The organism is Peribacillus sp. ACCC06369, from assembly GCF_030348945.1.
In the GTDB taxonomy this organism is placed as follows: domain Bacteria; phylum Bacillota; class Bacilli; order Bacillales; family DSM-1321; genus Peribacillus.
Map to the genome: position 1 here is coordinate 2,761,459 of NZ_JAUCEN010000002.1, position 25,779 is coordinate 2,787,237.

17 protein-coding genes and 1 pseudogene are annotated in these 25,779 nt (G+C 36.8%); 2 read left to right on the plus strand and 16 right to left on the minus strand.

The window, feature by feature from the left end; genetic code table 11:
* Positions 1–150 precede the first annotated feature (150 nt).
* The 6 genes and pseudogenes from pulA to QUF78_RS14280 form a co-directional block, all read right to left on the minus strand.
* Positions 151–2,031: pseudogene (gene pulA / locus QUF78_RS14255) on the minus strand (type I pullulanase); the annotation flags it as partial.
* A 406-nt stretch (positions 2,032–2,437) separates the two neighbouring features.
* Positions 2,438–4,567, minus strand: coding sequence for an ATP-dependent Clp protease ATP-binding subunit (locus tag QUF78_RS14260; protein WP_289325169.1), 2,130 nt, complete (start codon positions 4,565–4,567; stop codon positions 2,438–2,440).
* A gap of 396 nt (positions 4,568–4,963) precedes the next feature.
* Positions 4,964–5,407, minus strand: coding sequence for a C40 family peptidase (locus QUF78_RS14265; RefSeq protein ID WP_289325170.1), 444 nt, complete (start codon positions 5,405–5,407; stop codon positions 4,964–4,966).
* 538 nt (positions 5,408–5,945) lie between these two features.
* Positions 5,946–6,572, minus strand: a complete 627-nt coding sequence (locus QUF78_RS14270) for a metal-dependent hydrolase (RefSeq protein ID WP_289325171.1) — start codon at positions 6,570–6,572, stop codon at positions 5,946–5,948.
* A 574-nt stretch (positions 6,573–7,146) separates the two neighbouring features.
* Positions 7,147–8,043 (minus strand): hypothetical protein, encoded by an 897-nt coding sequence (locus QUF78_RS14275; protein ID WP_289325172.1) that lies wholly within the window; start codon positions 8,041–8,043, stop codon positions 7,147–7,149.
* Positions 8,044–8,283: 240 nt separating this feature from the next.
* Positions 8,284–9,177: a selenium metabolism-associated LysR family transcriptional regulator gene (locus QUF78_RS14280; protein WP_289325173.1), complete on the minus strand. Its 894-nt coding sequence runs from the start codon at positions 9,175–9,177 to the stop codon at positions 8,284–8,286.
* Positions 9,178–9,310: 133 nt separating this feature from the next.
* Here QUF78_RS14280 and QUF78_RS14285 point away from each other — a divergent pair, with 133 nt between their 5' ends.
* Complete coding sequence (locus tag QUF78_RS14285; RefSeq protein ID WP_289327319.1) at positions 9,311–10,333, plus strand: YeiH family protein; 1,023 nt, start codon at positions 9,311–9,313, stop codon at positions 10,331–10,333.
* A gap of 24 nt (positions 10,334–10,357) precedes the next feature.
* Here QUF78_RS14285 and speD read toward each other — a convergent pair whose 3' ends face one another.
* The 6 genes from speD to QUF78_RS14315 all read right to left on the minus strand — a co-directional run bounded on the left by speD (position 10,358) and on the right by QUF78_RS14315 (position 16,837).
* On the minus strand, positions 10,358–11,194 hold the full coding sequence (speD, locus tag QUF78_RS14290; RefSeq protein ID WP_289325174.1) for an adenosylmethionine decarboxylase: 837 nt from the start codon (positions 11,192–11,194) through the stop codon (positions 10,358–10,360).
* An 828-nt stretch (positions 11,195–12,022) separates the two neighbouring features.
* Positions 12,023–12,685: an ABC transporter permease gene (locus QUF78_RS14295; protein ID WP_289316315.1), complete on the minus strand. Its 663-nt coding sequence runs from the start codon at positions 12,683–12,685 to the stop codon at positions 12,023–12,025.
* 17 nt (positions 12,686–12,702) lie between these two features.
* Positions 12,703–13,620: an osmoprotectant ABC transporter substrate-binding protein gene (locus QUF78_RS14300; protein ID WP_289325175.1), complete on the minus strand. Its 918-nt coding sequence runs from the start codon at positions 13,618–13,620 to the stop codon at positions 12,703–12,705.
* An 11-nt stretch (positions 13,621–13,631) separates the two neighbouring features.
* Complete coding sequence (locus tag QUF78_RS14305; RefSeq protein WP_289325176.1) at positions 13,632–14,285, minus strand: ABC transporter permease; 654 nt, start codon at positions 14,283–14,285, stop codon at positions 13,632–13,634.
* A gap of 12 nt (positions 14,286–14,297) precedes the next feature.
* A complete protein-coding gene (locus tag QUF78_RS14310) occupies positions 14,298–15,452 on the minus strand; it encodes a betaine/proline/choline family ABC transporter ATP-binding protein (protein WP_289325177.1) in 1,155 nt (384 codons plus the stop codon).
* A gap of 209 nt (positions 15,453–15,661) precedes the next feature.
* The gene (locus tag QUF78_RS14315) at positions 15,662–16,837 is read right to left on the minus strand and encodes an acyl-CoA dehydrogenase family protein (protein ID WP_289325178.1); all 1,176 of its coding nucleotides are present in this window, start codon (positions 16,835–16,837) and stop codon (positions 15,662–15,664) included.
* A 975-nt stretch (positions 16,838–17,812) separates the two neighbouring features.
* Between QUF78_RS14315 and QUF78_RS14320 the strand changes: the two genes are divergently transcribed.
* Positions 17,813–18,457 carry a 2OG-Fe(II) oxygenase gene (locus QUF78_RS14320; RefSeq protein WP_289325179.1) on the plus strand — a complete coding sequence of 215 codons (645 nt, stop codon included), beginning with the start codon at positions 17,813–17,815 and terminating at the stop codon, positions 18,455–18,457.
* A gap of 578 nt (positions 18,458–19,035) precedes the next feature.
* Here the strand turns inward: QUF78_RS14320 and QUF78_RS14325 are convergent.
* From QUF78_RS14325 to QUF78_RS14345, 4 genes are all read right to left on the minus strand, one after another.
* The gene (locus QUF78_RS14325) at positions 19,036–19,674 is read right to left on the minus strand and encodes a hypothetical protein (protein WP_289325180.1); all 639 of its coding nucleotides are present in this window, start codon (positions 19,672–19,674) and stop codon (positions 19,036–19,038) included.
* 939 nt (positions 19,675–20,613) lie between these two features.
* A complete protein-coding gene (locus QUF78_RS14330) occupies positions 20,614–21,039 on the minus strand; it encodes a VOC family protein (RefSeq protein WP_289325181.1) in 426 nt (141 codons plus the stop codon).
* Positions 21,040–22,438: 1,399 nt separating this feature from the next.
* Complete coding sequence (locus QUF78_RS14335; RefSeq protein ID WP_289325182.1) at positions 22,439–23,047, minus strand: ClpP family protease; 609 nt, start codon at positions 23,045–23,047, stop codon at positions 22,439–22,441.
* Between the two features lie 1,334 nt (positions 23,048–24,381).
* Entirely contained in the window at positions 24,382–25,740 is a 1,359-nt protein-coding gene (locus QUF78_RS14345) for an IS1182 family transposase (protein WP_289323635.1), read from the minus strand.
* Positions 25,741–25,779 lie beyond the last annotated feature (39 nt).

Consider the following 25,779-nt stretch of genomic DNA (forward strand, 5'->3'; position numbering starts at 1 on the left):
TCAATCGTTATTATTTTCTACCCCGACAAATTTTTCACCAAACGTGCGGGAGTAAATTATGGAAGATTTCATTTGTCCAATAAATTTCAACAGATAATGAACTAAAGTCGAAGTGAGGCATAGTTGCTCACTTCGACTTTAGTTCATGCATTACAAGCTTATTTTCAATACAAGCGAACTTAAAGGGGGAACGGTTATCTGACTGCCTTTGATTCTTGCTATTTCTTCCAGGCCTGCCCGCTGACCATCCACTAAAACGGACCAATCTCTTTCATGGGGAAGTGTAATGTTTATCGCGTCCCAATTTGCATTATGAATCACTGCAATTTTTGAATCCTTTGTTATAAGGGTGAATGCAACCGCATTTGGTGGAGCATCAATGAATTGTAAATGCTCCTCAATTTCTTCTGGCGTGCTTAATCTAAAAACAGAATGGTTTTTCCTGAGCGAAATCAGCCCTTTCATATATTCCACTTCGCGATCTAACTCCGCTCTCCTTTTCCAATCCAAACGGTTAATCCAATCAGAAGATTGATAGCTATTTTCATCCCCATCCTTTGTTCGCATGAATTCTTGTCCAGCATGTATCATTGGTATTCCCTGTGATAACAGGACAATTGCGGAAGCTAGTTTATGCATCTGTTTTCGTTCTTGTTCTGTCGCATCTGGATTAGTGATGAGAAGCTTATCCCATAAAGTATAATTATCATGTGCTTCAACATAATTGATCACTTGATCTGGTTTTTGGTATGTGGCGATATGATCACCATATTTCAAGCCACCAGCGATTCCTTTTTTTATGATATCTTCCATACCTGGTTTGCCATTCACAAAACCTTTATCGTGTTCATTCATTACAAATCCTTTTAAACCATCTCGGATTGCATCATTAAAATGAGCGATTCCAGGCATTTTAAAAGCATTCTTTTGATTTGCTTTCAGCTCTTGGGCCAAGGGGGTATCCATATCCCATCCTTCGCCCAAAACAATGAGGGTCGGATCAATTTCTGCCAGTGTTTTTTTCACTTCATTCATCGTTTCCACATCATGGATCCCCATTAAATCGAAACGGAAACCATCAAGGTTAAATTCCTTCGCCCAATAGGTTACGGATTCCACCATGAATTTTCGCATCATTTTATTTTCAGATGCGGTATCATTTCCTACACCAGTTCCATTAGATAAGGTACCGTCGCCGTTATAGCGAAAAAAGTAGGTGGGAACAAGTTTATGGAAGTTTGAATCTTCCACTGAATAAACGTGATTGTATACAACATCCATGATTACTCGTAAACCGTGATCATGTAACCCTTGAATCATTTCCTTTAGCTCCCGAATCCTGACTTTTGGTTGATACGGATCTGTCGAATAAGAGCCTTCGGGAGCGTTATAATTCTGTGGATCATAGCCCCAGTTATATTGTGGTTCATTCAATTTCATTTCATTGACTGTAGCAAAATCGAATATTGGAATAAACTGCACATGGGTTACACCCAGATCCTTAATATGATCAAGACCCGTTTTCGCTCCTTCTGGACCTTTTGTTCCCGTTTCAATTACTCCTAAGAATTTACCTTTATGATGGATTCCACTTTCAGGATGAATCGACAAATCCCGTGTATGCAATTCATAAATGATTATGTCCTCAGCCTTATCGAGAGGTGGTTTATCCCGTGTCCACTTTTCAGGGTTCGTGTCTGTTAAATCTACCACGACCCCTTTATTTCCATTTACCGTAACTGCACGAACATAGGGATCCACGGCTTCACTCCAAATTTCTCCAATTTTCACTTTGTATGTATAAATCAACCCATCCTGATCACCCGCCAGTTCAATGGTCCAGGTTCCCTTTTCCGAACGAGCCATCTGAACCTCCATTCCATCTGAATCCTCCCAACGTTTATAAGTAACTAGCTTAGCTTCAGATGCAAGAGGTGCCCATAACCTGAATGCCGTTTTATCTTTAAGGTAGGAATTTCCTAAATCTTTTCCTTCATAGAAATACTGTGCATCCAATTCTGCCGGATTTACTGGATTAATACTTGGAATTGGCAGGGATTCAGCCTGGTTTTCCGTTTCTTTATCCTCCGGTTTGCGATTATTTGTATTTTCCTCTTCGAAATAAGAAAGTGAATCTTTAATAGGTCATTCCTCCATTGAAATTCCCATTTTATAACAGGATTTTTTTATATTTATAATCAAGGGTGAATCTTCCCCAATGCTATGATTCCACAGATATTCCCCTTCGAAACATCGGATTATGTTGAAAATTCAGAAATCTAATATTGGATTTGTTAGTTTAAATAACCAAATGCAACAACATAGTCATTCACGTTACTGACTGGACCTTTTTTTGTCCTTTTGAATGCCCATACCTAAAAAAGAAAAAAATGCCTCCATAACAGTTTTACGGTCTTGGAGGCATTTCTAGTACTCTTTATGGTGTTTTAATAATTTTCACAGAAGTATCTTCAACAATTGCAGTGAAGTTCTTAACGTCAGGTTGCTCAAAGATAAAGTCAGTGATGCCGTCTTCGAGTTGTTCTTGAAGTACCCGGCGGAGCGGTCTCGCCCCGAAAGCTGGATGATACCCGAGTTCAATCAGTTTTTGTTTTGCTTCAGAAGTTACACTTAAAGTTAACCCATTAGCAGCAAGTGTTTCGTCAAGCTCTTCAATCATGATATCAACGATTTGCAGAAGATCTTCTTTCTTCAATGCCGAAAATTCAATGATGCTATCGAATCTGTTCAAGAATTCCGGTTTGAAGAAATTGCCCAATGATTGAAGGATGGAAGCCTCTTCTACAGCAGTACTTGTACCGAATCCCATTACTTTTTGTTTTTCTCCGACTCCAGCGTTACTCGTCATGATGATCACGGTATCTTTAAAAGCTACGGTCCGGCCTTGACTGTCCGTTAACCGGCCATCTTCCATGATTTGCAGGAACATATGCATTACATCTGGATGAGCTTTTTCTATTTCATCCAATAAGATAATACTGTAAGGTTTGCGGCGAACTTTTTCAGTCAATTGCCCCGCTTCCTCATGGCCTACGTATCCAGGGGGAGAACCGATTAATTTAGAAACACTATGTTTCTCCATGAACTCACTCATGTCAAGACGAATCATCGCTTCCTTGTCCCCGAACAATTCCTCAGCAAGAGTTTTCGCCAATTCGGTTTTACCGACACCTGTTGGACCTACGAAAAGGAAAGAACCGGTTGGACGGTTTTTGGATTTTAATCCGGCACGGCTCCTTCGGACGGCTTTAGAAACCTTTTTGACAGCCTCTTCCTGCCCGATGACTTTTTTCATAAGTTCGTCTTGAAGATGAACCATTCTTTCCTGCTCATCTTCTTGCAGCTTGCCTACAGGTATACCAGTCTTTTGTTCGATGATTTTTTGAATGTCCTCAACGGAAACGGTTGGCTTAATTGCATTTTCTCCAGCCTGTAAAGATTTTTCCAGTCTTTCTTCTTCATCACGGAGGACGGCAGCCTTTTCGTAGGCTTCTTCTTTTAAGGCCATTTCTTTTTCTTTATAGATTTGCGCCAAGCGCTCTTTCATATTTTCTGCCTGGCCGTCTTCTATGGTCAAGTTCAATTTGGAACCCGCTTCATCCATCAAGTCTATTGCCTTGTCCGGCAAGAAACGATCTTGAATGTAACGGTTCGAGAGTTCAACAGCTGCTTTTAGCGCTTCTTCACTATATGAGACTCCATGATAGGATTCATAACTATCTTTTAAACCTTGTAAGATGACCAATGCCTCAGCTGTTGTCGGCTCATTAACCTGTACAGGCTGGAAGCGTCTTTCAAGAGCACCATCTTTTTCAATTTTCCTATATTCGGATAAAGTGGTGGCTCCGACAAGCTGAAGTTCACCGCGTGCAAGTGCTGGTTTCAAGATATTTCCTGCATCCATTGATCCTTCGGCTGAACCCGCCCCAACCAGTTGATGAATTTCATCGATGAATAAAATGACATTTTTTCTTTCCTGTAATTCACTGATCAATTGCTTCATTCGTTCTTCGAATTGACCTCTAATTCCAGTATTCGAAACAAGGGACGCGACATCAAGCATATATACCAGCTTATTACGTAATTTACCAGGCACTGAACCCTCAGCAATGGCTAAAGCCAGACCTTCAGCTATGGCTGTTTTACCGACTCCAGGTTCACCAATTAAAACTGGATTATTTTTATTGCGTCTATTAAGGACTTCGATGACACGTTTGATTTCTTCATCTCTTCCGATTACCGGATCAATAAGTCCTGCTTTAGCTACATCAGTCAGATTACGGCCATACTCTTCAAGCAAACCTTCACCCTCGTCTTGTTCGACGGAATCCGGTTTAGGAACTTCATTATAATTAAATGGATTGAATGAGTTTAGGGATCCGTTATACGGGAATTTCCCTGAATCCATTCCCCCCATTGCTGCACCCAGTTTATTTCGCTCTTCTTTATAACAAGTGGAGCACAGTTTCACATCATGCTCCTGACCATTCATATTTAGATGAACTTGAATATTAGCTTGGTTTACATGGCATTTTTCACAAAACATGTAGTACTCCTCCTTTAAAAATATTAAACTCAATTAAATCTTTGACCTTCTTTGACTTTCTGACTTTATTATACATTGACCTTCTTTGACTTTCAATAATTTTGTCTGTGAATTTTTTTGGAAACAAATTATAAATTCCCTCCAATTAGTTTGCTAATCATATTAAACTATCCATTTATAGTCAAATAAAAAGATTCTATGCATCTAGCATTTTCAATTATTATTGATTACCCATTTCAGCACGCACATAACCAATAAACCACCACTCACTTACTCTTTTTGCAAGAAAAAACTTACGTTAAACAATCATCTGTCTCATCAATTCTTATTTTTTAAAACAAAAAAAGAGACTTCATTAAGTCTCTTAGTATTTTATATTAAGTTGATTTTCTTCTATTATATACGTTTGGCACCAATATACTTTGGCTTCCAATAACTATTATTTGTTTTGGCGTATGACACTCCTTTAGATGATGAAGAGTGTATGAATTCATTGTTCCCTATGTAAATAGCCATGTGTGTAGGTTTTTTCGCTTTGTTTGGAGCAAAAAACATTAAGTCACCTTTTTGTAAAGTCTTAACTTTCTTTCCTTTTTTATATATATCGGCAGCCGTCCTAGGTAAATTCTTACCAGCCTTTTGATATGAATATTTCACTAAGCCGGAGCAATCAAAACCAGAAGTAGAAATGCCACCCGTTTTATATTTTGTACCTAATTCACTTTTTGCCACTTTAATCGCTTTAGTATGATATGAAGCAGCTTCAACTTGGTCCCCTGTAAAAGATACTGTTCCAAGCATAATAGCCAATGACAATCCGACGACAATTTTCTTAAACAAATTATTTACCCCCTGATGTGATTTGCTAAACCTAATATACTAGAAAAGGCATATCATCCGCATCACAGGATCTTTACAATTATGTTACATTTAGTAGATATAGGAAGAATGACCATATAAAAGATAAAAAAAAGTCGAAACAGACATCCAACATTCACCTTATTGTCAAAGCACTTTTACTTTTCCTCATAGAAAAAACAGTAGTAAGAAAACCACTGTCCAGTTTAACGACAAAAGGAGTTTCGGAATGCTCTCACCCCGAACCATGATTTAAATGAAATTTTATTATCCTTCATGTTTTTTTACTTGATTATACGTATGGAACCCTCTCTAGATTGAAGAAATTTGCGAAACTCCTGCCGAATAACTGGCTAGCCGAGACCCACAGGCGTTTGCGGCGAGGAGGCTCGGCAGACAGTCGGCGGAAAGGGAGCGGATTTCTGAAATCAACTGAAACTTTTTTTAAAAGAAAACATTGAAAGTAAACTGGTTCTTCACCAATTTGTCTATAGTCTGAACAGCGGTAAGAAAGCCACTGTCAAAATTCTTTTGAGAAAAATGGAAGAAATAACTTTACCCCACGTTTATTAAAAGGTAAAAACTTCATATCTGCAATTAAATGACTTATGTATCCTAAAACACAAGTAGTTAAAATCCCATCAATCCCCATGAATTCTTCGAATTGAAAGGCAATGATGCCAAAGAAGACGATTCCGGCAATCGAATGGGTGTAACTTCTATGCGGTGTAAAGGATGCTAGGATAATATAGACGCCCAACAGCCATAACCAGTTTTCCTGCCAAGATAATCCCCCGCCTAATACAACTAACCCAGTCAGGGTCAGCATATGCCTTTGTGTAATGAAAGATGAAATAATGATGATTCCGATTCCTGCCCCTACTCCAATCCACTTTTCAGTTTCAGAACCTTCCAAAACACAATAAAGGATCATTAAAATCCCAATCGTTTGTGCTAACGTTCGGATAAACTTATGTGAAAAGGTAATCCTATTACTTAACTTTCCATCAATATCCATATCGGGCATAAGGCCTGAAACGCCCCCAATCCCAACCAAGAATAAAGTGGTGGTTGGATCTGTTTGAAGTGTGTTAGCCGTCAAGAATCCAACCGATGCCCCTAATGCCATGTGTGCTGTACCGTTCACTGTCTCTCTCCTGTCCCTCTAAGAAGTAATCTCGCTCCCAAGAAACGAATGTTTGTTCGAATCCCTGCATTCTAACTATACAATATTTTTGAAGGAATTTCTTTAATTCTTTTAAAAAACCCGATCAATCATTATTACAGGACAAATAGAACCTAATGATTTAAGGTTCTTAGGACTCGATTGTTTATAGATTGCTATTATCTTTCTTTATAAAAATCTAAATTAAAATCTTTCTTCTAAAAGGTTATAAATGTATTTTTCAATGTAATTTTTATCAAAACCGCAAAAATATTTTTCTGTAAATGGAGGTTTTTCATGAAATTTTATCCATAATATGAATATACTAATCTATAAGGGGAGTGATTCAGATAGCTTTTTTAAACGCCTTCAATAATTTTAAAAAAGGGAAAAAGTCCAAGAAAATAAAGAACATGGATTTTCGGGAACAGGACGTAAAGAAATCGTCTGAGCTCATTGGTAATAATGTAATTGTCCAAAATATAATTAACAATCACCTTTCAAAAAAAAATAACCACTTATAGGGTGGTTTTTTTAATTATCATGGGTAATCGTTTCAATCTTTTTCTATCTTCTCGCTTACTTCATAAATATAGTTATACTGTAAATAGTAATCGTATATGACATTTTGCAGGATCTTGAGTAGTGATTTATCGAATGTATCGAATTCAGTTTGATAACTATTTAAGACAGTGACAAATTTCCCGTCTGTGTTTTCAAAATAATGGAGAAGAAAATTCTTGTAATATTCACTATCACTATTGCTTTTATTCGAAATGCACGGATCTCCGGTTTCGATCGACTTATCAATCATGGCTTTGATGGATTTAGGCAGCTTAGCTTTCTTGAACTGGTTCAAGGTATAGATATCATAGGTAAAGGATAGTCCTAATTGATTGGAGTAAAAGTCCATGGCACATTCCAATGTATAGATTAAGGGTGTTTTAAAGTCTTTGCTGTTGGCAATTTCCTCTGATATCTCCAATTGATATTCCTCGGATGTTAAATATGCTGCAAATTTCATTTTCGAACTGCTGACGCTGAATACCTCATAAACGGCTGCGTCTTGTTTTTCAATTTCAATTTCGATATTAAAAAACTTAAAGTGCTTTAAACGGTAAAAAGCAATCGGTGCCAATAGGAAAAGCAGTATCCATACAAGGTATAGAAATAACGTGTTAAAGATGATTTGATAAAATTCTGATGTTACTATCGGTTCGATGATTAACGTTATCAATGTATGTTCAAAGCCTTGAGAAATAGGAGGATTTTGTGTAATTGTTGAATCAACGGCTTCCTCTGGCTTATTCCAAGTTTGGATACCTAATTGAGCCATCGCAACAAGGGTATAAATAAAAATTAAAATAGTTCCTATCACATAAAATTTTGGCATGAACCCTATAATCCTGTCGAAAACAGAAATCCGCTTATCTTTCTGCTCCTCTATAGCCAATGTGGTTGCTCCTTTTAAGATTGATAAATGCAGGAAAAGTCCTACAGGGACTCAGAAGTTCCTGGAGGCTATCTATTTAATTTATATGTTTGAAATTATGTTAAAATACGTAAATATTGTTTATTGATTGACATATTCCAAAATACTTTCGACGTTTTCATTAACATAATAAATATTTCGTCATACAAAAAATGCCCATCCTCTTCAAAATTGAAAGGATGAGCTTAAAGTTTAAGTGATTTATTTAGGCTGGCCCTTTATCGCAAATTCCTCGACCTTCCTTAAAAACAACTCCATCGCTTTTGACGCTTCGAAATCTAACTTTCTCACGATTGAAAAAGGTCTTATAATGGGTTCATTTTTTAAATGAAAGGTTTTCAATTCATTGGATTTCAATTCTTTTTGTACAGTCAATCGGGATAACAAGGCAATGCCCAGCCCAGCCATCACCGCTTCTTTCACTCCTTGGATACTGGTGAAAATAAAACTTTTCTTTATGTTCAGTTCCAGGCTACTCAGAAGCTTATCCGAATATGCCCGGGTTCCTGATCCTTGCTCCCTTAGTACCCATGTTTGGTTTTGGAGCAAGCTACCCTCGATGATATCCATCTGTGAAAGTGGATGAACGGGGGGGACGACGACAATCATCTCATCGTTCATGAATGGGCTGACATCTATATCTTTATAATCCGTTTCCCCCTCAATCAAACCTATATCAAGCTTATTCGACCGTATTCCTTGAATGACTTCATTAGAATTCGAGATGATGATTTGTATGTCCACCAGCGGATATTGAGCAGCATATTCCGCTAAAACTTTTGGAAGGTAGTATTCCCCTATCGTGAAACTTGCACCTATTTTCATCGTTCCGCTAACCACGTTATTAAAGTCATTTATTTCCCTTATTGCTGTCTCATAATGATTAAGCATTTGCTTTGCATGTCTATACAAAATTTTTCCCGGCTCTGTTATTTGAACTTGTTTGGGAGAACGGTAAATTAATTTCGTACCTAACTCATTTTCCAGATTCCTTATGTGAAGACTGACTCCTGGCTGCGACAGGTTCAGAATATCGCCTGCTCTAGAAAAGTTTTTCTGTTCGATTACGGTTACGAATACCTTTAAAGGATCCATGGTTACCTCCCTATATACTTATGCATTTTATTTTATCATAAGTATTAGTAATCATTGAAATAGCAAAAATATATTTCACTTATTTTTACTTAAGCTTTAAAGTAAAGGCATCAACACAGATGGAGTGATCACACTGGAACAAACAGAGGTTCAAACGAGAAAATTCGGATTTATAAAAGGAATAGCTTTGACTTTGCTAATTGCCATGGCAGCAAAATACTTAGCAGAGCTTCCATTCCTGCATATAATGGGACAGCTAGTCATTGCAATACTGATTGGTGTTGTTTGGAAATCGGTCATTGGCGTTCCTGCTTACGCTGTTGCAGGTACAAATTATTCAAGTAAAGTCCTTTTGAGAATGGGCATTATCCTATTGGGGATGCGCTTGAACTTGAAGGATATTTTTAATGCCGGCCCGAAAACATTTGCAGTTGGGGCCATTAGTCTTATATTTGCCATATTAGTAGTTTATGGGCTGACCCGTCTATTTAAAGTTGAGAAAAAGCTAGGCATATTGACAGCTTGCGGAACAGGAATTTGTGGAGCTGCAGCCATCCTGGCAATTTCCACTCAAATTAAAGCAAAAGAAAAAGATACAGCACTCGCTGTAGCGACGGTTGCTGTTTTAGGTACAACCTTCACTTTCGGTTACACGATCCTTTACCCATTATTGGAGTTATCCGGGCCAGGATACGGTATATTTTCGGGTGCGACACTGCATGAAATTGCTCACGTCATCGCTGCGGCAGCACCAGGAGGAAATGAGTCAGTCGACTTGGCAGTCATGGTCAAATTGACTAGGGTTGCCCTACTCATTCCCGTTGCCATTTTAATTGGATTCATCATGAACTGGAAAGAGCGAGAAACAGACGGAAAGAAATTTTCCTGGAAGTCCGTTCAGGTACCATGGTTTATTTTTGGATTTTTATTAATGAGCGCCCTCTATTCAACTGGTGCAGTTCCCGAATCTATAGCTGATAAGCTTGTTATACTTTCCTACATCCTCATGGCAATGTCCATGGCAGGACTAGGATTGAATATAGACCTCATAACTTTTAAAAAATATGGCGGTAAACCTTTTATTGCTGGACTGATCGGTTCTGTTTTATTAACGTGTCTCGGCTATGTATTGGTTCATGTTTTCCAGTTAAATTAACATTTCACTAAGAACAAGCATCCCTTAATCGGCATGCTTGTTCTTTACTGAGGGATGCGGGACATTGGCACCATAAAAAATTTCATCCATCTCCGTTTGTAGCCTTTCAATTATTTCCTCCCTTTCTTCTGTATTTAGCTTTTCCTCTGTATAACCGAATAAGTAATTATTAATATCGAATCTTTTTAGCTTACATTTTGTATGGAATATATTTTCCTGGTATACATTTACATCAATCATGTCATATAAACCCTTTACTTCTTCAGGAATATAGTTTTGAATGGAATTAATATCGTGATCAATGAACAATTTCCGGCCATCTTTATCTCTCGTAAATCCTCTAACACGGTAATCTATCGTGATAATGTCGGTATCGAAGGAATGTATGAGATAATTAAGGGCTTTAAGCGGAGATATTTCCCCACAAGTAGAGACATCGATATCGGCCCTGAATGTGCTAATGCCTTCATTTGGATGGAATTCCGGGTATGTATGTACGGTAATGTGGCTTTTATCAAGTTGCATGACCACATTATCAGGTAAAGGTCCTGGTGATTCCTCATAAGTCCCAGTGGGTACTTCAACGACAGGACCTTCTGAAACAAGAATGGTTACACTCGCGCCTTGAGGGACATAATCCTGTTTGGCTGTATTTAAAACGTGTGCTCCAATTAAATCAGAAACGTTATGCAAAATCTTCGAAAGCCTTTCTGCATTATATTGTTCATCGATATAATCCAGATATGCCTCTCTCTCTTCCCTGGTTTTTGTATAACAGACATCATACATATTAAAGCTTAAAGATTTCGTAAGATTATTAAAGCCATGAAGTTCAATACGTTGCTCTGGTGTAAGTTTCATGATTGATTCCCCTTTATTTTTTTACAACTACCCTTATAGTTACCCTTTTTCTGAAATAAAAAACTAAGCAGGCAAGGCTCAACTTCCATCTTCTAATAGGCAATAGTAATTTTCTGGTAAAGAAACCTAATAAAAAGAGCCATTGCATCAGCATTGGCTCTCAGACTGTAGACAACCGATGAAAATGAGTTTGCCTATAGTTTTTTTATGACTTGTACAAATTGAACGTTGATTTCCGCTCCAGGCACTCGCTTTCCGCGGGCGGTCCGGGAGCCTCCTTGGCTTGTGCCTGCGGGGTCTCCCCTAGACGCGCTTTTCCCGCAGGAGTCTCGCACCTTCCACTCAAATCAATTTCGTTATAAAATTTAGATTAAAAACATACCTGAGAGTTTAAGGTGTTACTTCGAATCAGTTGGTTCGGGAACATCACTTGAACCTATACAAGGCCTCGCACAAAAGAAGGATTATTTCGGAAAAATGACTATTTTTACAATGACCACTTTGATTGTTACCTTTACCCTTCGGACGAAATTTAAAAGTACTCAACAACTAAAGAAGGTTATCGTGAGTACAAATCGCCAAAACAAATTAGTGCAACATGCTCATCTTTATCACTACAGAAAGCAAATACCATCAAAAGGGAGTGACACAGCGTCTGGCAAGCTTGTGTGGAAGAGGCAGATCATCTGCGTAATCATCAAGATAAAACCTATATATGCGAAATGAAAGAAACGAAAGGGGTTCGGAATAAAAAATTCCGAACCCCTTTCGCCTAGAAACTATGAGCCATTGCATCAACATTGGCTCTTTTATTGTTTTGACTTTGTTTTAGGCAGTATGAATTTTTTTCTTTTTAATCGGTGAAAGCAATCGTTCCAGCCATCCGAGTAAAAGATCTGACAGAATGGCCATCAATGCCGTCGGGATAGCTCCTGCAAGTATGATCGCGGTTCCATTTGAAGCATTCGTTCCCCTCACAATGATATCCCCCAGGCCACCTGCGCCCACGAATGTACCGACAGCAGTTACTCCTATTGCAACGACAAGTGCTGTACGTAAGCCAGCCATTATGACAGACAAGGATAATGGCAGTTCAACCATTCTTAGTAACTGGAGCTTCGTCATCCCCATTGCCTTGCCAGATTCTAAATAAGCATGATCGATACTTGTAATTCCGACATATGTGTTCCTCAGGATTGGCAGTAAAGAGTATAGAAACAATGATAAGATTACCGTATTTGTTCCTAAGCCCATTACTAGCATTAGGAGAGCAAGCATAGCCAATGCTGGTGTGGTTTGTATGACATTCGTTATCGAAAATATCCAATTACTCAATTTCTTATGTTTCGCGATGAAAATGCCTATCGGGATGGCTACGATTGCAGCAAATAAAACTCCATAAGCGGACATTAAAAAGTGGCGATAAAACTCAGTAAGTACATACATCCAATTTTGGGAATAATAAGTTCCCAGCTGTTGCAAGGTTTCCATTGGTTTGCACCTCCCATTTATTCAAAATATTTATGTGCTTTAAGGAATTCAGTTGCTACGACCGATGGTTCTTTTAATTTCCCATCCACTTCATAGTTCAGTTCCTGCATGGTTTCAGTATTGATTTCGCCAATCAACTTGTTAAGTTCATCTTCAATCTCAGGATATTGTTCCAATAATTCTTCGGTAACGACCGGTGAACAGTCATACGGAGGGAAATATTGTTTATCATCTTCCAAAAGCTTCAAATCATTAACCTTAATCCGACCATCGGAAGAGTATGCAAGGACAATATCCATCTGACCGTTTTTGACTGCATCGTATACTAGGCCAATCTGCATCGGATAAGTTTCCCCAAATTCCAATCCATATGTATCGACGAACCCTTGATAGCCATCACCTTTTCTTTTCAGCCAAGCACTATCGACACCTAACCTTAAATTATCTGCATCCTTTTCCAGATCAGATATTTTCTTATATCCTTTTTCTTCTGCCAATTCATTTGAAATCGTAAAGGCATAGGTGTTATCGAATCCATAAGAATCAAAAAATTTGAATCCATATTGTTCTTTGAATTCCCTTTGTACAATTTCCATCGCCTTTTCTGGATCCTTTTCGATTTCCTGTCCCAGGACACTCGTTAAATCCGTCCCTGTATATCGAGTTGCGGCTATATCTATATCACCGCTCTCCATCGCTTTTTGCTGAACGAAATTCGAACCTAGATTTTTGACGATTTTCGTATCGAATTCCGTATTCCTTTCAAGGAGTTGAGCGATCATGTTCGCCAGGATTTCGGATTCGGTCATACTTTGGGCACCGATCTTTACAGTAGTTTCAGAAGATGAACCTAATCCTGGCAAAGAGCATCCGCTGATGATTAATGAACATACTATAAGGGCTATGAAAATTGAACTTCTCATTTTTTTATACATGGTATTCCTCCTCAAGCAACTTCCTTCATACCTTTTAATCCTTTTGGTACGACTTTTCGTTCAATGATCGAGAATACATAATCCACCAGGATAGCCATGATGATCACTGGAACTGCACCTGCGATGATATATTCTGTTTGGTATAAATTCAAACCGATAAATATGTAATCACCAAGACCTCCGCCTCCAATAAAGGAAGCCAAGGTTGCCCATCCAATTAGGTAGACGGAAGCCGTACGAATTCCAGCCATAATGACGGAAAGTGCAAGGGGGAATTCAACCAGACGAATCCTCTCCCAGCTTGTCATTCCGATGCCCCGGCCGGATTCCAGCAGATTTTCATTTACGCCTTTAATGCCTGTGTATGTATTCCTGAGTATAGGTAAAACGGAATAGAAAAATAGCGCTATGATTGCAGGGGTTTTCCCAACACCGAGGAAAGGAATGAAAAAGGCAAGGACTGCTAAGCTCGGCAGTGTTTGCATAATGTTTGCAATTCCGATTATAATTGATGCGCTCCTTTTCATTCGGGTCAACATAATGCCTAGCGGTACGGCGATTATTATTCCAAGGAAAACAGCGATCATGGATATATATAAGTGCTCCCATGCCTTATAAATCAACTCTTGCCAGTTCGTCTGTAAAAAATCGAGCAATGTTTCCATCTCTTGCACCTCCTAAAACATTTCTACCATTTCTGCCACTTGATTTTCTTCCTCTCCCCATAAACTGTCATAGACGATATCGACCAAGGTTGCCCTAGTAACAATTCCGACCAAAAGTTTATTCTGGTCAACTACCGGCACGTATTTGAATCCCCGTTTTAATATCTTCTGGACGGAATCACGGATTAAAGAATCCTGTTTCACTGAATAAACTTCAGTATTGATGACTTCACTGATAAATTTAGCTTTTTTTCGATATTCACTGATCGTTTCAATATCTACGTATCCTTTCAAAACATTTTGCTCATCGACCACAAGTAAAGAATCAACCCGTTTCTCGCGCATTATCGTAATAGCATCGGTAAGGGATTTTTCCTCTGTAATGGATATGGGATTACGACTCATGATTTGTTCAACCAACTCAACATTAGGTCTTGTTTGAAGCAATCGATCTTTACCGATGAATTCTTCAACAAACTCATTGGCTGGGTTTCTAAGGATTTCATCAGGTGTTCCAACTTGGACGATTTCACCAGCCTTTAAGATGACGATCCTGTCGGCTAGCTTAATGGCCTCATCCATATCATGGGTAACAAAAACGATTGTTTTATCAAGTGTGCGCTGCAGATTCTTAAATTCCTCCTGAAGGGCATCTCGGGTGATGGGATCCAGTGCGCCAAAAGGTTCATCCATTAAAATGAGCGGAGGATTGGAAGCAAGAGCTCTGAGTACGCCTATCCTTTGTTGCTGCCCGCCGCTCAATTCGTAGGGATACCTTTCCAGATACTCCGGTCCCATATCAACAAGCTGAAGCAATTCCAGTGCACGTTCTTTTTTCTTCTGATCATTCCATTTAAGAAGTTTTGGAACGAGGGTGATATTTTCAAGAATTGTCATATGGGGGAAAAGTCCGATTTGCTGGATAACGTACCCAATCTGCCTTCTTAGCTCGACTGGATCTTTATCCATTATATTTTCCCCATTAATAAGTATCTTGCCTTCAGATGGTTCAATAAGCCGGTTAATCATTTTCATAGTCGTTGTCTTACCACATCCACTCGGACCAATGAAGCAAATGAACTCCCCTTTTTTAATATCCAATGATATATTCTTTACAGCTTTCTTTCCTCCCTTATAGATTTTTGATACATTTTCGATTTTTAACACAAAAAGCACCTCCATCTTTCGCATACAATTACAAATTTTACAAAAATATTAATTTTTCATATGCACAGTCTCTTTTACCCATAAGATAAATGGTATAAACCTTTTAATTAAAAAAACTAGTTCATTGTAATTATATTGAATAAATGGAATAAAAAAAACTACCTCATTTTAATTGAGGCAGTCAATAGATTTAAGTGATTAATAATGAATTAAAACCCGATATTTTCAGAAATCAGGGTTTTTATGTTTTCATCTGACCCTGTATAGAGTGTTGTCAAAGGAATGTCCCGATGACGCCGGGCAATTTTATCGTCGCCCATATTTCCGTATCGATCATGTAACTGCATGCATTTTTCGGATATTCGCTTGGACATCTCCGTGATCCAGTATTTAGCCATCGATACTTCAGTTATGATATTCTCGCCATTTATATGTTTACAGATCAAACCATCAACAAACGTTCTTCCCAACTGAATATCGGTCGCTATTTCAGCAATGGTAAACTGTAACTTTTTAAATTCACTTATTTTCTTACCAAATGCTTTTCGTCCTTTTATATAATTCACCGTTAAGTGGAGCATGTCTTTAGCTGCCATCAAAGACCCAATCGCACACATAAGTCTTTCCTGCTGCAGTTTTTGCATTATATATGAAAGGCCCCTCCCTTCCTCCCCAAGGAGGTTCCCAACTGGAACTGGAGCATCATCGAAAAATAGTTCGGCTGTGCCTGAGCTATCCTGGCCTGCTTTTTCAAGCTTTCTGCCTCGGGTAAACCCTGGAGTATCTTTATCTACTAGCAACAAACTGATTCCATCATGGGAAGGAACAGCATCATGATCAGTTTTGCATGCTACTATCATGAAGTCGGCTTTAAAGCCATTTGTGATAAACGTTTTAGCTCCATTTACAATATAATACCCATCTTTCTTGATGGCAGTTGTTTGGATACTAGCAAATTCTGAATCCATCCCTGGCTCTGCCATTGCAAAGGCGGTAATCATTTCTCCTGTAATGAACTTAGGTAAATATCTTTGTTTTTGATCCATTGTTCCGAATGAAGCAATATAAGGGGCTACAACGTCAGAATGAATTGATATTCCTCTTAAGGCTGATCCAACCATTTCGAATTCTTCTGCCAATACAACTGAATATCCGAAATCTGCTCCTACCCCACCGAATTCCACATCAAGCCAAGGACATAAAAGTCCGTTATCCCCAACTTTTTTCCAAAAGGAGCGAGGGATCCCCCCCTCTTTTTCCCACTGATCATAAAAGGGGACAGCCTCCTTGTCGAGAAATTCACGAATTGACTGTTTAAATAATAAGTGTTTTTCCGTGAGGAAAGAACGTGAATCATTCATATTGATCGCCATCGTGCCAATCATGGGTTAACCTCCATTCGCTAATAATATAATCCACTACCATGATCAAGATAAATATGATAAATCCCGATGTAATCGCTTACACAAAATCACGAAACTGTTAAAATGGCCCACAATATTCATGTTCAACAAAAGATTTGAATTCCCTTTTTAAAATCTATTTTTTACCATTTTGAATTTATTTTTGATTATATTAATTGAAAAGAAATCCGATTTAAGAAAAAGATGGTTAATACTTAACTGCTTAAATATGGTTTAACCATATATTCTAGCGAGGTTATTTTTGAAATATTGTATATCATTATTTTAAGATTTATTGAAATATCGAGTTCGTACAAAAGGAAATTTCATCACTAGATGGCACTTGGGGAAGCAAGTCTGGTTATCAAATGAAGGCGATCGTATAAAAGTGTTATAACTCCTTAATCCAATCGAAAGTTAAAGTAATGGATAGTTAAGTAAAATAGTAAAAAGACTTCCATACTGAAGGAAATCCTTTTTACATGTTAATTATTAGATTATGAGTACGGTTGTCTAAGTCCTATTTAAAATTGGCAAGTATTCGTTTAATGGCTTCCAGCATTGAATTTGTGGATTCCCTCTTCAATCCAAGACTTGATCGTTACTAAAGCATGAATCACCAGGATTTATGTAACATCCGAAGGAATTAAAAGTTTATTTATTTTTATGTTATTTTTTTGTATTTCTCCTTTTCGCTGCTAAGCTTTGCGACATCCTCATCTTATCAATCGGACTTTTCACGCTCAAACTCTATTTCATTCATTACATGAATACTTTCCCCCATAGTTACATAATAAAATGATGTTTTAACAACCTTCATTAAAGATAAAGCACGTGTAAGCAGAATAAGAAACAGTTATATAACAACGTTCATGATATAATTATCATAGAAACCGTTTACAGAAATAAAACAAAATGATCAGTCAGAAAATTCATTCTTTTAGGAGTCGATGAAAGTTGACAGTGGACAATAAAATAAGTAAAGAACAAACTATTTTTAATCACATTGGAAATAAAATCAAAACGGAAGATAGAGAAATTAATATAATTACTAGATTAGAAGAACCTCTAATTGTGGTTTTAGAAAATGTTTTGAGTGACGAAGAATGTGACGAACTTATTAGATTGTCAAAAGACAAAATGCATCGTTCTAAAATTGGAGTTACACACGAATTAAATGAGATAAGAACAAGTAGTAGTATGTTTTTTCAAGATAATGAAAATGACATCATTTCCAAAATTGAAAAAAGAGTATCATCAATCATGAATATACCCATTGAACATGGGGATGGTATTCAAATTCTTAAATATACTCCTGGTCAAGAATATAAAGCTCACTTTGATTTTTTTACACCTACAAGTAAAGCCGCAAAAAATAATAGAATTAGCACAATCATCATGTACTTAAATGATGTGGAGCAAGGGGGGGAAACTTTTTTTCCTAAACTGAACTTTTCAGTGTCCCCACAAAAAGGCATGGCGGTGTATTTCGAATATTTCTATAACGATAAAAACCTAAACGAACTAACTTTACACGGTGGAGCGCCAGTTATAACCGGAGAAAAATGGGTTGCAACACAATGGATGAGAAGACAAAAATAGACTATAGATTTCCCACATGACTGTCCAAGCCAATCCTTTATATCTTTTATTAATGGATGAAGAATGAAGTGCGGGCAAAAAACTATTGGAATGAACAATTTTAATTTTTCTTAATGAACTAATGTACCTATTAGTTCATTAGGAATCTGCCTATTTAAAATGGGCACACGTTGAGTTCATAAAAAAAGAAAGATCAACAGCCAAGAAGACTTGTCCATTGAACCTCCAAAACTTCATCTCTTCTTTTATATGTTTATAAGGCAAAATATTTATAGCAATCCCACCGTTATCGTTATATGTACTGGTAAATTTTTGCGTCTATTTCAAGCATCAGCATGAATTGATGAATTCGTTTCATTCAAGTTCAAGTTCCTAGGCGTTCTGATCCCAATATTGAATATGTATTCCAACTATCAAGGATTTTAAAATGCTCTTTTTCTAAAATTTTATTTAATTCCAAAATATTGGCTGGCGGAACTTCCCTGAGGCTCCTAAGCTGTGCAAATCCTAATTCTGATTAGCCTTTCTTTGCATTTACTTTCCCCCATTCAGCATGTTAGGGACTTAAACTCTAATGATCATTTTCCTCTGTTACTATTTCTAAAAATATCGTAATCAGTCTTAATGTAATGAAATACCTTTGCGTTACCATTATGGTCTGGATGAGTTATTTTTAACAACCCTTTATATCCTGCTAACACTTCTTTATTACTCGCCATTTTTGAAAGCCCTAATTTTTTAATATAATCATTTGTATGAGTAGTGGAGCCTAGATTGTATTTGTCCCTTAGGTTCTCTTTTACTTTTATCAATTCATTACGTAATTCAATATTTTCTTTTAATAAATCCTTTGTTTCTTTTTGTAATTCACTTTTCTCATTCTTTAGAATTACAACTTCCTTTTTAAACATATCCCTTTGCTGAATCAATATTTTTTTTGAAGTCTCATTAAGTTCTTCAATTCCTTCTATATGCTTTTCTTGAGCTTGTATTTTTAATTTTAACCGGTGTATGATTTCATCCTTATTTTGATCGATAGAATCATTTATAGCCAGCCTTGAGGCTGTGTCATCGATTATGTATCCAGATTTCCTCTTCCCGTTTCCCTCGTATTTAATTTTCCCTTCTCGCAGCCAACGTCTGACTGTTTGTATACTACTACTTTCTGTTACCCCTGCATCCTTTAACAAGTCGAATGCTTGATCTGTGTCATCCATTATGTATCCAGTTTTTCTATTCCCGTTTCCTCCCTCGTATTTAATTTTCCCTTCTCGCAGCCAACGTCTGACAGTTTGTATACTACTACTTTCTGTTACCCCTGCATCCTTTAACAGGTCGAAAGCTTGATCTGTGTTCACAATGTTCCCCCTTCCCCCATATTACGCCATGTAAAGTTACTGAGTGATATTAGCTTATTAATAGAAAAAAATGAATCGATTCAACATTGGTAAATAACAGGCTTTGGATGATGTGGCAGATTGGCGAGAAAATGATCAATATATATTTGAATTGATTTAAGTCAATTTTCATATAAAACGATCAATTATATGAATTTAGTTCATTCAAGACTTGCATTTTTTCGTTTTTAACGCCCTATTTTCAGCACTGCGTGTCATCTCCCCTATTGGCGATATGATATTTCATTTTTCATATGTTGTTACATCCTATTTGGCTAGTATGTATGCTAATGGTTTAAATGATAGCATAGCCATTTTCTATACAAAGAACAAACAGATAAAGAATTGATGACAGATATCACAAAAGGATAACGTTAACGTATCAAAATCATGAAATGGCACTGGAATCATCAACGTAAGGGGTATTTTTTGAGCTAATAATATTCAAATCTTTTTCCGGGAGCCTACATCATGCATAAACGTGGTCTTGTTCTTCTTTTGATACCTGATATGCTTAACGTGTGGGAGGATCTTTAGCTGCTCATGAAAAGCGATAAGGATCACAGTTAAATTCCATAAGAAGGACCTAAAGCAAAACGTGGATTTTACAACGTTAGGGATATTCCAATATTAAGAATCCCAATCTCTCAGTGATATAAATGAGAAATCGGGATTTTTTTTGCGCCTTAAGTTGAAACTTGATTCACCAAAACAGCCGCTTTTGACTTTTTCCATGGGGCTATTTTTAACTAGAAAAAATTATTGCTTACCCTCTGTATAAATTTGGAAGGTTACACCGAATTTGTCCAATACAACCCCATAAGCAGGGCTAAAAAAAGCTTCCTGCAGCGGCATTTTCACTTCTCCATCTTGCGACAAGGTTTCAAAGATCTGTTTTGATTTTTCGATATCATCAATAGAAATACAAATCGTAACTTGGTCCCCAGTTTGACTGGTCTGACCTGGAAACGTATCTGAAAACATGAGGTCTGTTTCTCCAACCTTTAACATTGCGTGTGCCACAAGATCCCTTGCTTCTTCTGGTAGAGGAAATTCCGGGTTTTCAGGCATTTCTCCAAAAGTTTGATTAATAAGAACTTTCGCATCAAGTGCTTGTTCGTAAAATTGAATCGCTTCCTTTGCATTTCCGTTCATCATTAAATAGGGAGACAGTCGCATGGTCATAATTATATAGCTCCTTTTGTTCTAATTTTTGTTAGAAAGCTTGAGTAACTTCCAAGCCTCCTTTTGAACTTGTGGGCAATAACCACTATACCATTATTACCCATGACTGTATTTTATAATAGAGAACATGTGTTCGTCAACGAAAATCACTTGAATACTAACAATTTTTCAGGTGACAGACTGGTTTAAATAAAATATTAAATGATTATCCCACTAGCTTAAAGTGTTTGTTTTGTTCATGAACACATTGTTACAAAACACTGAACCATTCACCTTGATTTTCTTCGATTAAACAAAAACAAATACTTTTGCATTAAAATGAACAGTCTATCCAACTTGTTCAGTAAATTTTCCATTACAAAAATTGTTTTGCCTTTCATCATTTTCAAAAATAGAGTAGTTATGAAATAAGTTGGTCACTGCATATACTCCTTCTAGTTTTCAATAAGATTTATATTAAATCTACATATATAGTTTAATATGCTTTATACCGGTTAACTCTGTTGCAGTTATCCCTACTAATATAATTATCAGTAAGAGGCATCACGAGCGAAAATAATCAAGAGAGTAGCCCACCTTATCTACCATTTACTGTTGCATTAAAAAAATCTATTTTTTGTTTGTTATTCATAAAAGCTATAGTAGCAGGAGAAATCACGGTCCTTATCAAGCCTAATGATCATGACACCCAATTACGTTTAAGATGGAATTTCTTGAATCTCTTTGCTGGACTAATAGAAAAATCCTTCAGTATTCCTCTTTTAGCCGTACTTAACTAAAAAAGGAACCTGAAGGATTGCATAGACCAATCAATTCTTTTTTCCTCCGCAGCAGATTCATCGTAAAATTCCCTGCCCGGTACATGGTAGATTTTCTCTCCTGCACTTTGCCTTCCATACGCAGAGTACCAATAAAAAATGAAGCGAACAAAAAGTAGTCCCGAAATACACCATTTATGTAGTATATTTTGGGGCTACTTGACGTTTACTTAATTTTAGCGTTCATAGTTTACTTAAAAACTGAGTAGTCAGTCATATATTCCGGACTATCAGTTCTTTTCATTCCCACTTTTTTTGAAAGTTTGTCTAGTCTTTAATCTTTTGTAGCTTAGAATCATACTAATTTGCCCCTGGTTGTCCAATGGCTCTCAGACTAAATTTGTATCCCACTATTATATAAGTTACCCATCTTGTTTAAATTCTCACGTTCTAAAAAAGATGGAAAATAGCTATAGAATGTTGATATAAAAGTTTTAGAGGTAATTTATCTTGTGCTTGTTAGCACCAATTTAACTATATAACTGAAAAAAGTTCACGTTTTTCTTCTAAAAATAATTGAATGATGTCTTTAGTAACAAGCAAGAATTATAACCAATTTCACTTCCCTATTAACTATAACTTTAAATTATTTCATGTACAATTCCTAAACTCAAACCTTCGTCATTTGCAAACATGTACCATTCTTCATCTTCCTTTTCAGCATACAATTCTTCTGAAATGTTGGTATTTTCCACAACAAACTTCTTAATACGATTATCTAAACGATCATAGAAATTCATTGTATTTTTAGCCTTCTTAGAAGTTGATTGAACAGACATACTTCCATCATGAATAAGAATTATTGTATTGGGATATGCTTTTCTATAATGTCCGCTAATCAACAGTAACGCACCCATAGAAACACAAGATCCTACACCAATGGTTTCAACTTTCGTTTTACTTGATTTAATTGCATCAATGGCAGAAAAACCAGCCACTACATCTCCACCATTAGATGTTACATAAATTTGTATTGTCTTTCTTTTATCTATTGGAATATTTAACTCTTCATCTTCTCGATTCCATTCTTGAATCCAATAAACAATTTTATTGACAATGGTTGCATCCACATCATAATTATAATAAATCTTCCGTTCTTTCAGTCCAAGGTAAAACTGATACTCCTCAAGAGAATCAGGTAAATTTCCGATTAACTCCAAATATTCTTTATTGAATTCAACTATTTTCATTATAAATCCTCCTTAATAATATGCTGAGTTATAGGAAGAAAAAGGGTAATTACACAATCATATCTATTTATTAATCTATTCAGCAAGTACCATCTTCGCAACAGCATTCATCATCATTTTAAAGCCATTATTTTTTAGAACATAGATAAGTGAAATAAGGAAACATAACAAAAAGAAATATGAGAGCAACCCCTTATTTTTTGGTAAGAAAATATTACATAAGTGAAATCTTTTTAAAAATCGGTAATTTTTTTTTATGCACCTAACCAATGACAAAAAGAAAGAAATAAATGAAATTAAATAGATACATTGACATTAAAAGTAATATTTTTTATAAGCAGTACGCCATCTAGAGGCTGTTTTTTAATCCTGTCAGTACCAATGATTTCAATATCAAATCCATACTCTTCAAAAATAAGACGTAGTAGCTTTCCTTATTCAGCGATAAATATTCTTTTAAAACCATTAGTATATGTAATTGACTTTGAACTAACAGATTTCACATAAGGATTTATCGATAAGTTATTTATTATTTCTTTTCAGTAAAGTGTTTTATCCTCTTTTGAAAATTCACCAATTTTTTTTTTACTCATTACAAAAAAGAACCCCATATGAAGGGAAACCAAAGCCGATCGGTTTGATGATTACTTCTGGACATAACGGGTTCTAACAGCATACTACGGAGCCCTTTGTACTGTAAGATAAATTAACCGTCACATGCAGTCTTTGTCCAATGTATAAACATACAGAAAAAAGACCCAAATCCTTGTTATATCAAGGATTTGAGCCTTTGTTAGTTGATGACCTGTGAGGGATTCGAACCCACGACACCTTCCCTGTCAAGGTTAATTTAATATTGCCGTATTTCTCCTAGTACTATACACCTTGTACTATAAGGCTTCTGTAGCACAAAGTACTATTCTATAATATTATGGACGATATATTCCCCTTCCGACCAATGTCCTGTTTTGTTCTGCTAAAAAGCAGTGTCACCAGAAGGACCACAGAATAGGACAAGGTAGGTATTGGACAAATAAGAGAATGTAGAACCTTTTACAAAGGGAAAAACACAATAGCCCAATTTTGAAATTCCAAACCATTAAACCCTGACTCGATTTTCTTTAGCGATTATTTGCGTACAATAGTAGAAAATCAAAGGTTCTGGTGCATTTCAACAGAATATCGCTCCATCAAAAAAAAGGACCTAATCTATTAGGTCCTTTCAGTTTGTAGACAAAAGGGGTTCGGAATTAAAAAATTCCGAACCCCTTTTTGAGATTCCCTTTGAATTTTTGCCTGAAGTTAGGAGATTGGGGCTCTACGAGCCCACTATGTTAGGCCATTTTTGGACCTCGCCATGTCCAATTGGCCATCTTCTTTAAATTAATGGCAGCGAAAGTAAGCATCGCCTGCATCGACAATTTTTTAAGTCCCCTTAAAGTTGTCCAACGCATACCATGCTTTTCTTTTGCATCTGCGAATACACGCTCAATCGTTTCTTTACGTTTCGCATATATAGTTTTTACATCTTGATGATGACGCAGATGATCTGCTTCTTCCACATGTGTTTGCCAAATATGCCGTGTCACCACTTTTTGATGGTCTTTGCTTTCTGTACACTGAGATAAAAATGAGCATGTCGCACAAGTGTGTTTGGGTGATTTATACTCGCGATAGCCCTCTTTATTGGTTGTTGAGTACTTTAATAGCTCTCCCGAAGGACAAAGGTAACAATCAAAATGTTCATCGTATACATAGTCCTGTTTGCGGAAAAATCCTTCTTTGGTGCGAGGACGTGTATAAGGTAAAGCCGGTATGATTTCTTTGTTAAATAGGTAGCTTGTAATCGCTGGTGTTTTATAAGCTGCATCTGCGGCAACGGCTTCCGGTTTTCCAACTTTCTCAATCACTTGTTCAACTAGTGGCTCTAAGATCTGACTGTCATGTATATTTCCAGGTGTTACAATCGTTCCCAATACAAAACCGTTGCGGTCTGCGGCCGCATGGAATGAATAGGCAAACTGTTTTGTTCGTTCATCTTTCACATAGTAGCCACTCTCAGAATCCGTTGTACTTTCTTTAATCTCTTTGGTCTCTTCTTTATCAAATTTATCTGATGGAAAAGGCTTCTTTCCATGTTTTTCACGATCTTGATTGATTTCTTCTTGAAGACGCCCTTGATACGCTCGTGTTTCTTTACGAACGATTTTCTTTTCAAATTTCCTTTTATTCGCACTGGCTTTCACATGTGTGGAATCCACGAAAACGTGTTCAGCACTTATTAACTTTTTATTAGCAGCTGTCATTAAAATGCGATAGAAAATCTGTTCAAACAGGTCTGTATCTTTAAAGCGTCGCTCATAATTTTTCCCGAACGTAGAGAAATGAGGTACTTTATCATGGAAACCATAGCCTAAGAACCAACGGTAAGCCATATTGGTTTCAACTTCTTCAATCGTTTTACGCATGGAACGAATACCGAAGGTATATTGAATGAATGTCAGTTTAACTAAAATAACTGGATCAATACTTGGGCGTCCTACCTCTGAATACATCTCTTTCACCAAGTCATAAATGAAAGTGAAGTCAATGGCAGCCTCCATTTTACGAACCAAATGGTTCAGTGGCACCAGTTGATCTAACGTAATCATTTCAAGTTGATCTCGCTGAATAGAATCATGTTTAGAAAGCATCCTCATCACCTCAAGTTTTAATACTTCTATTTTAAAACA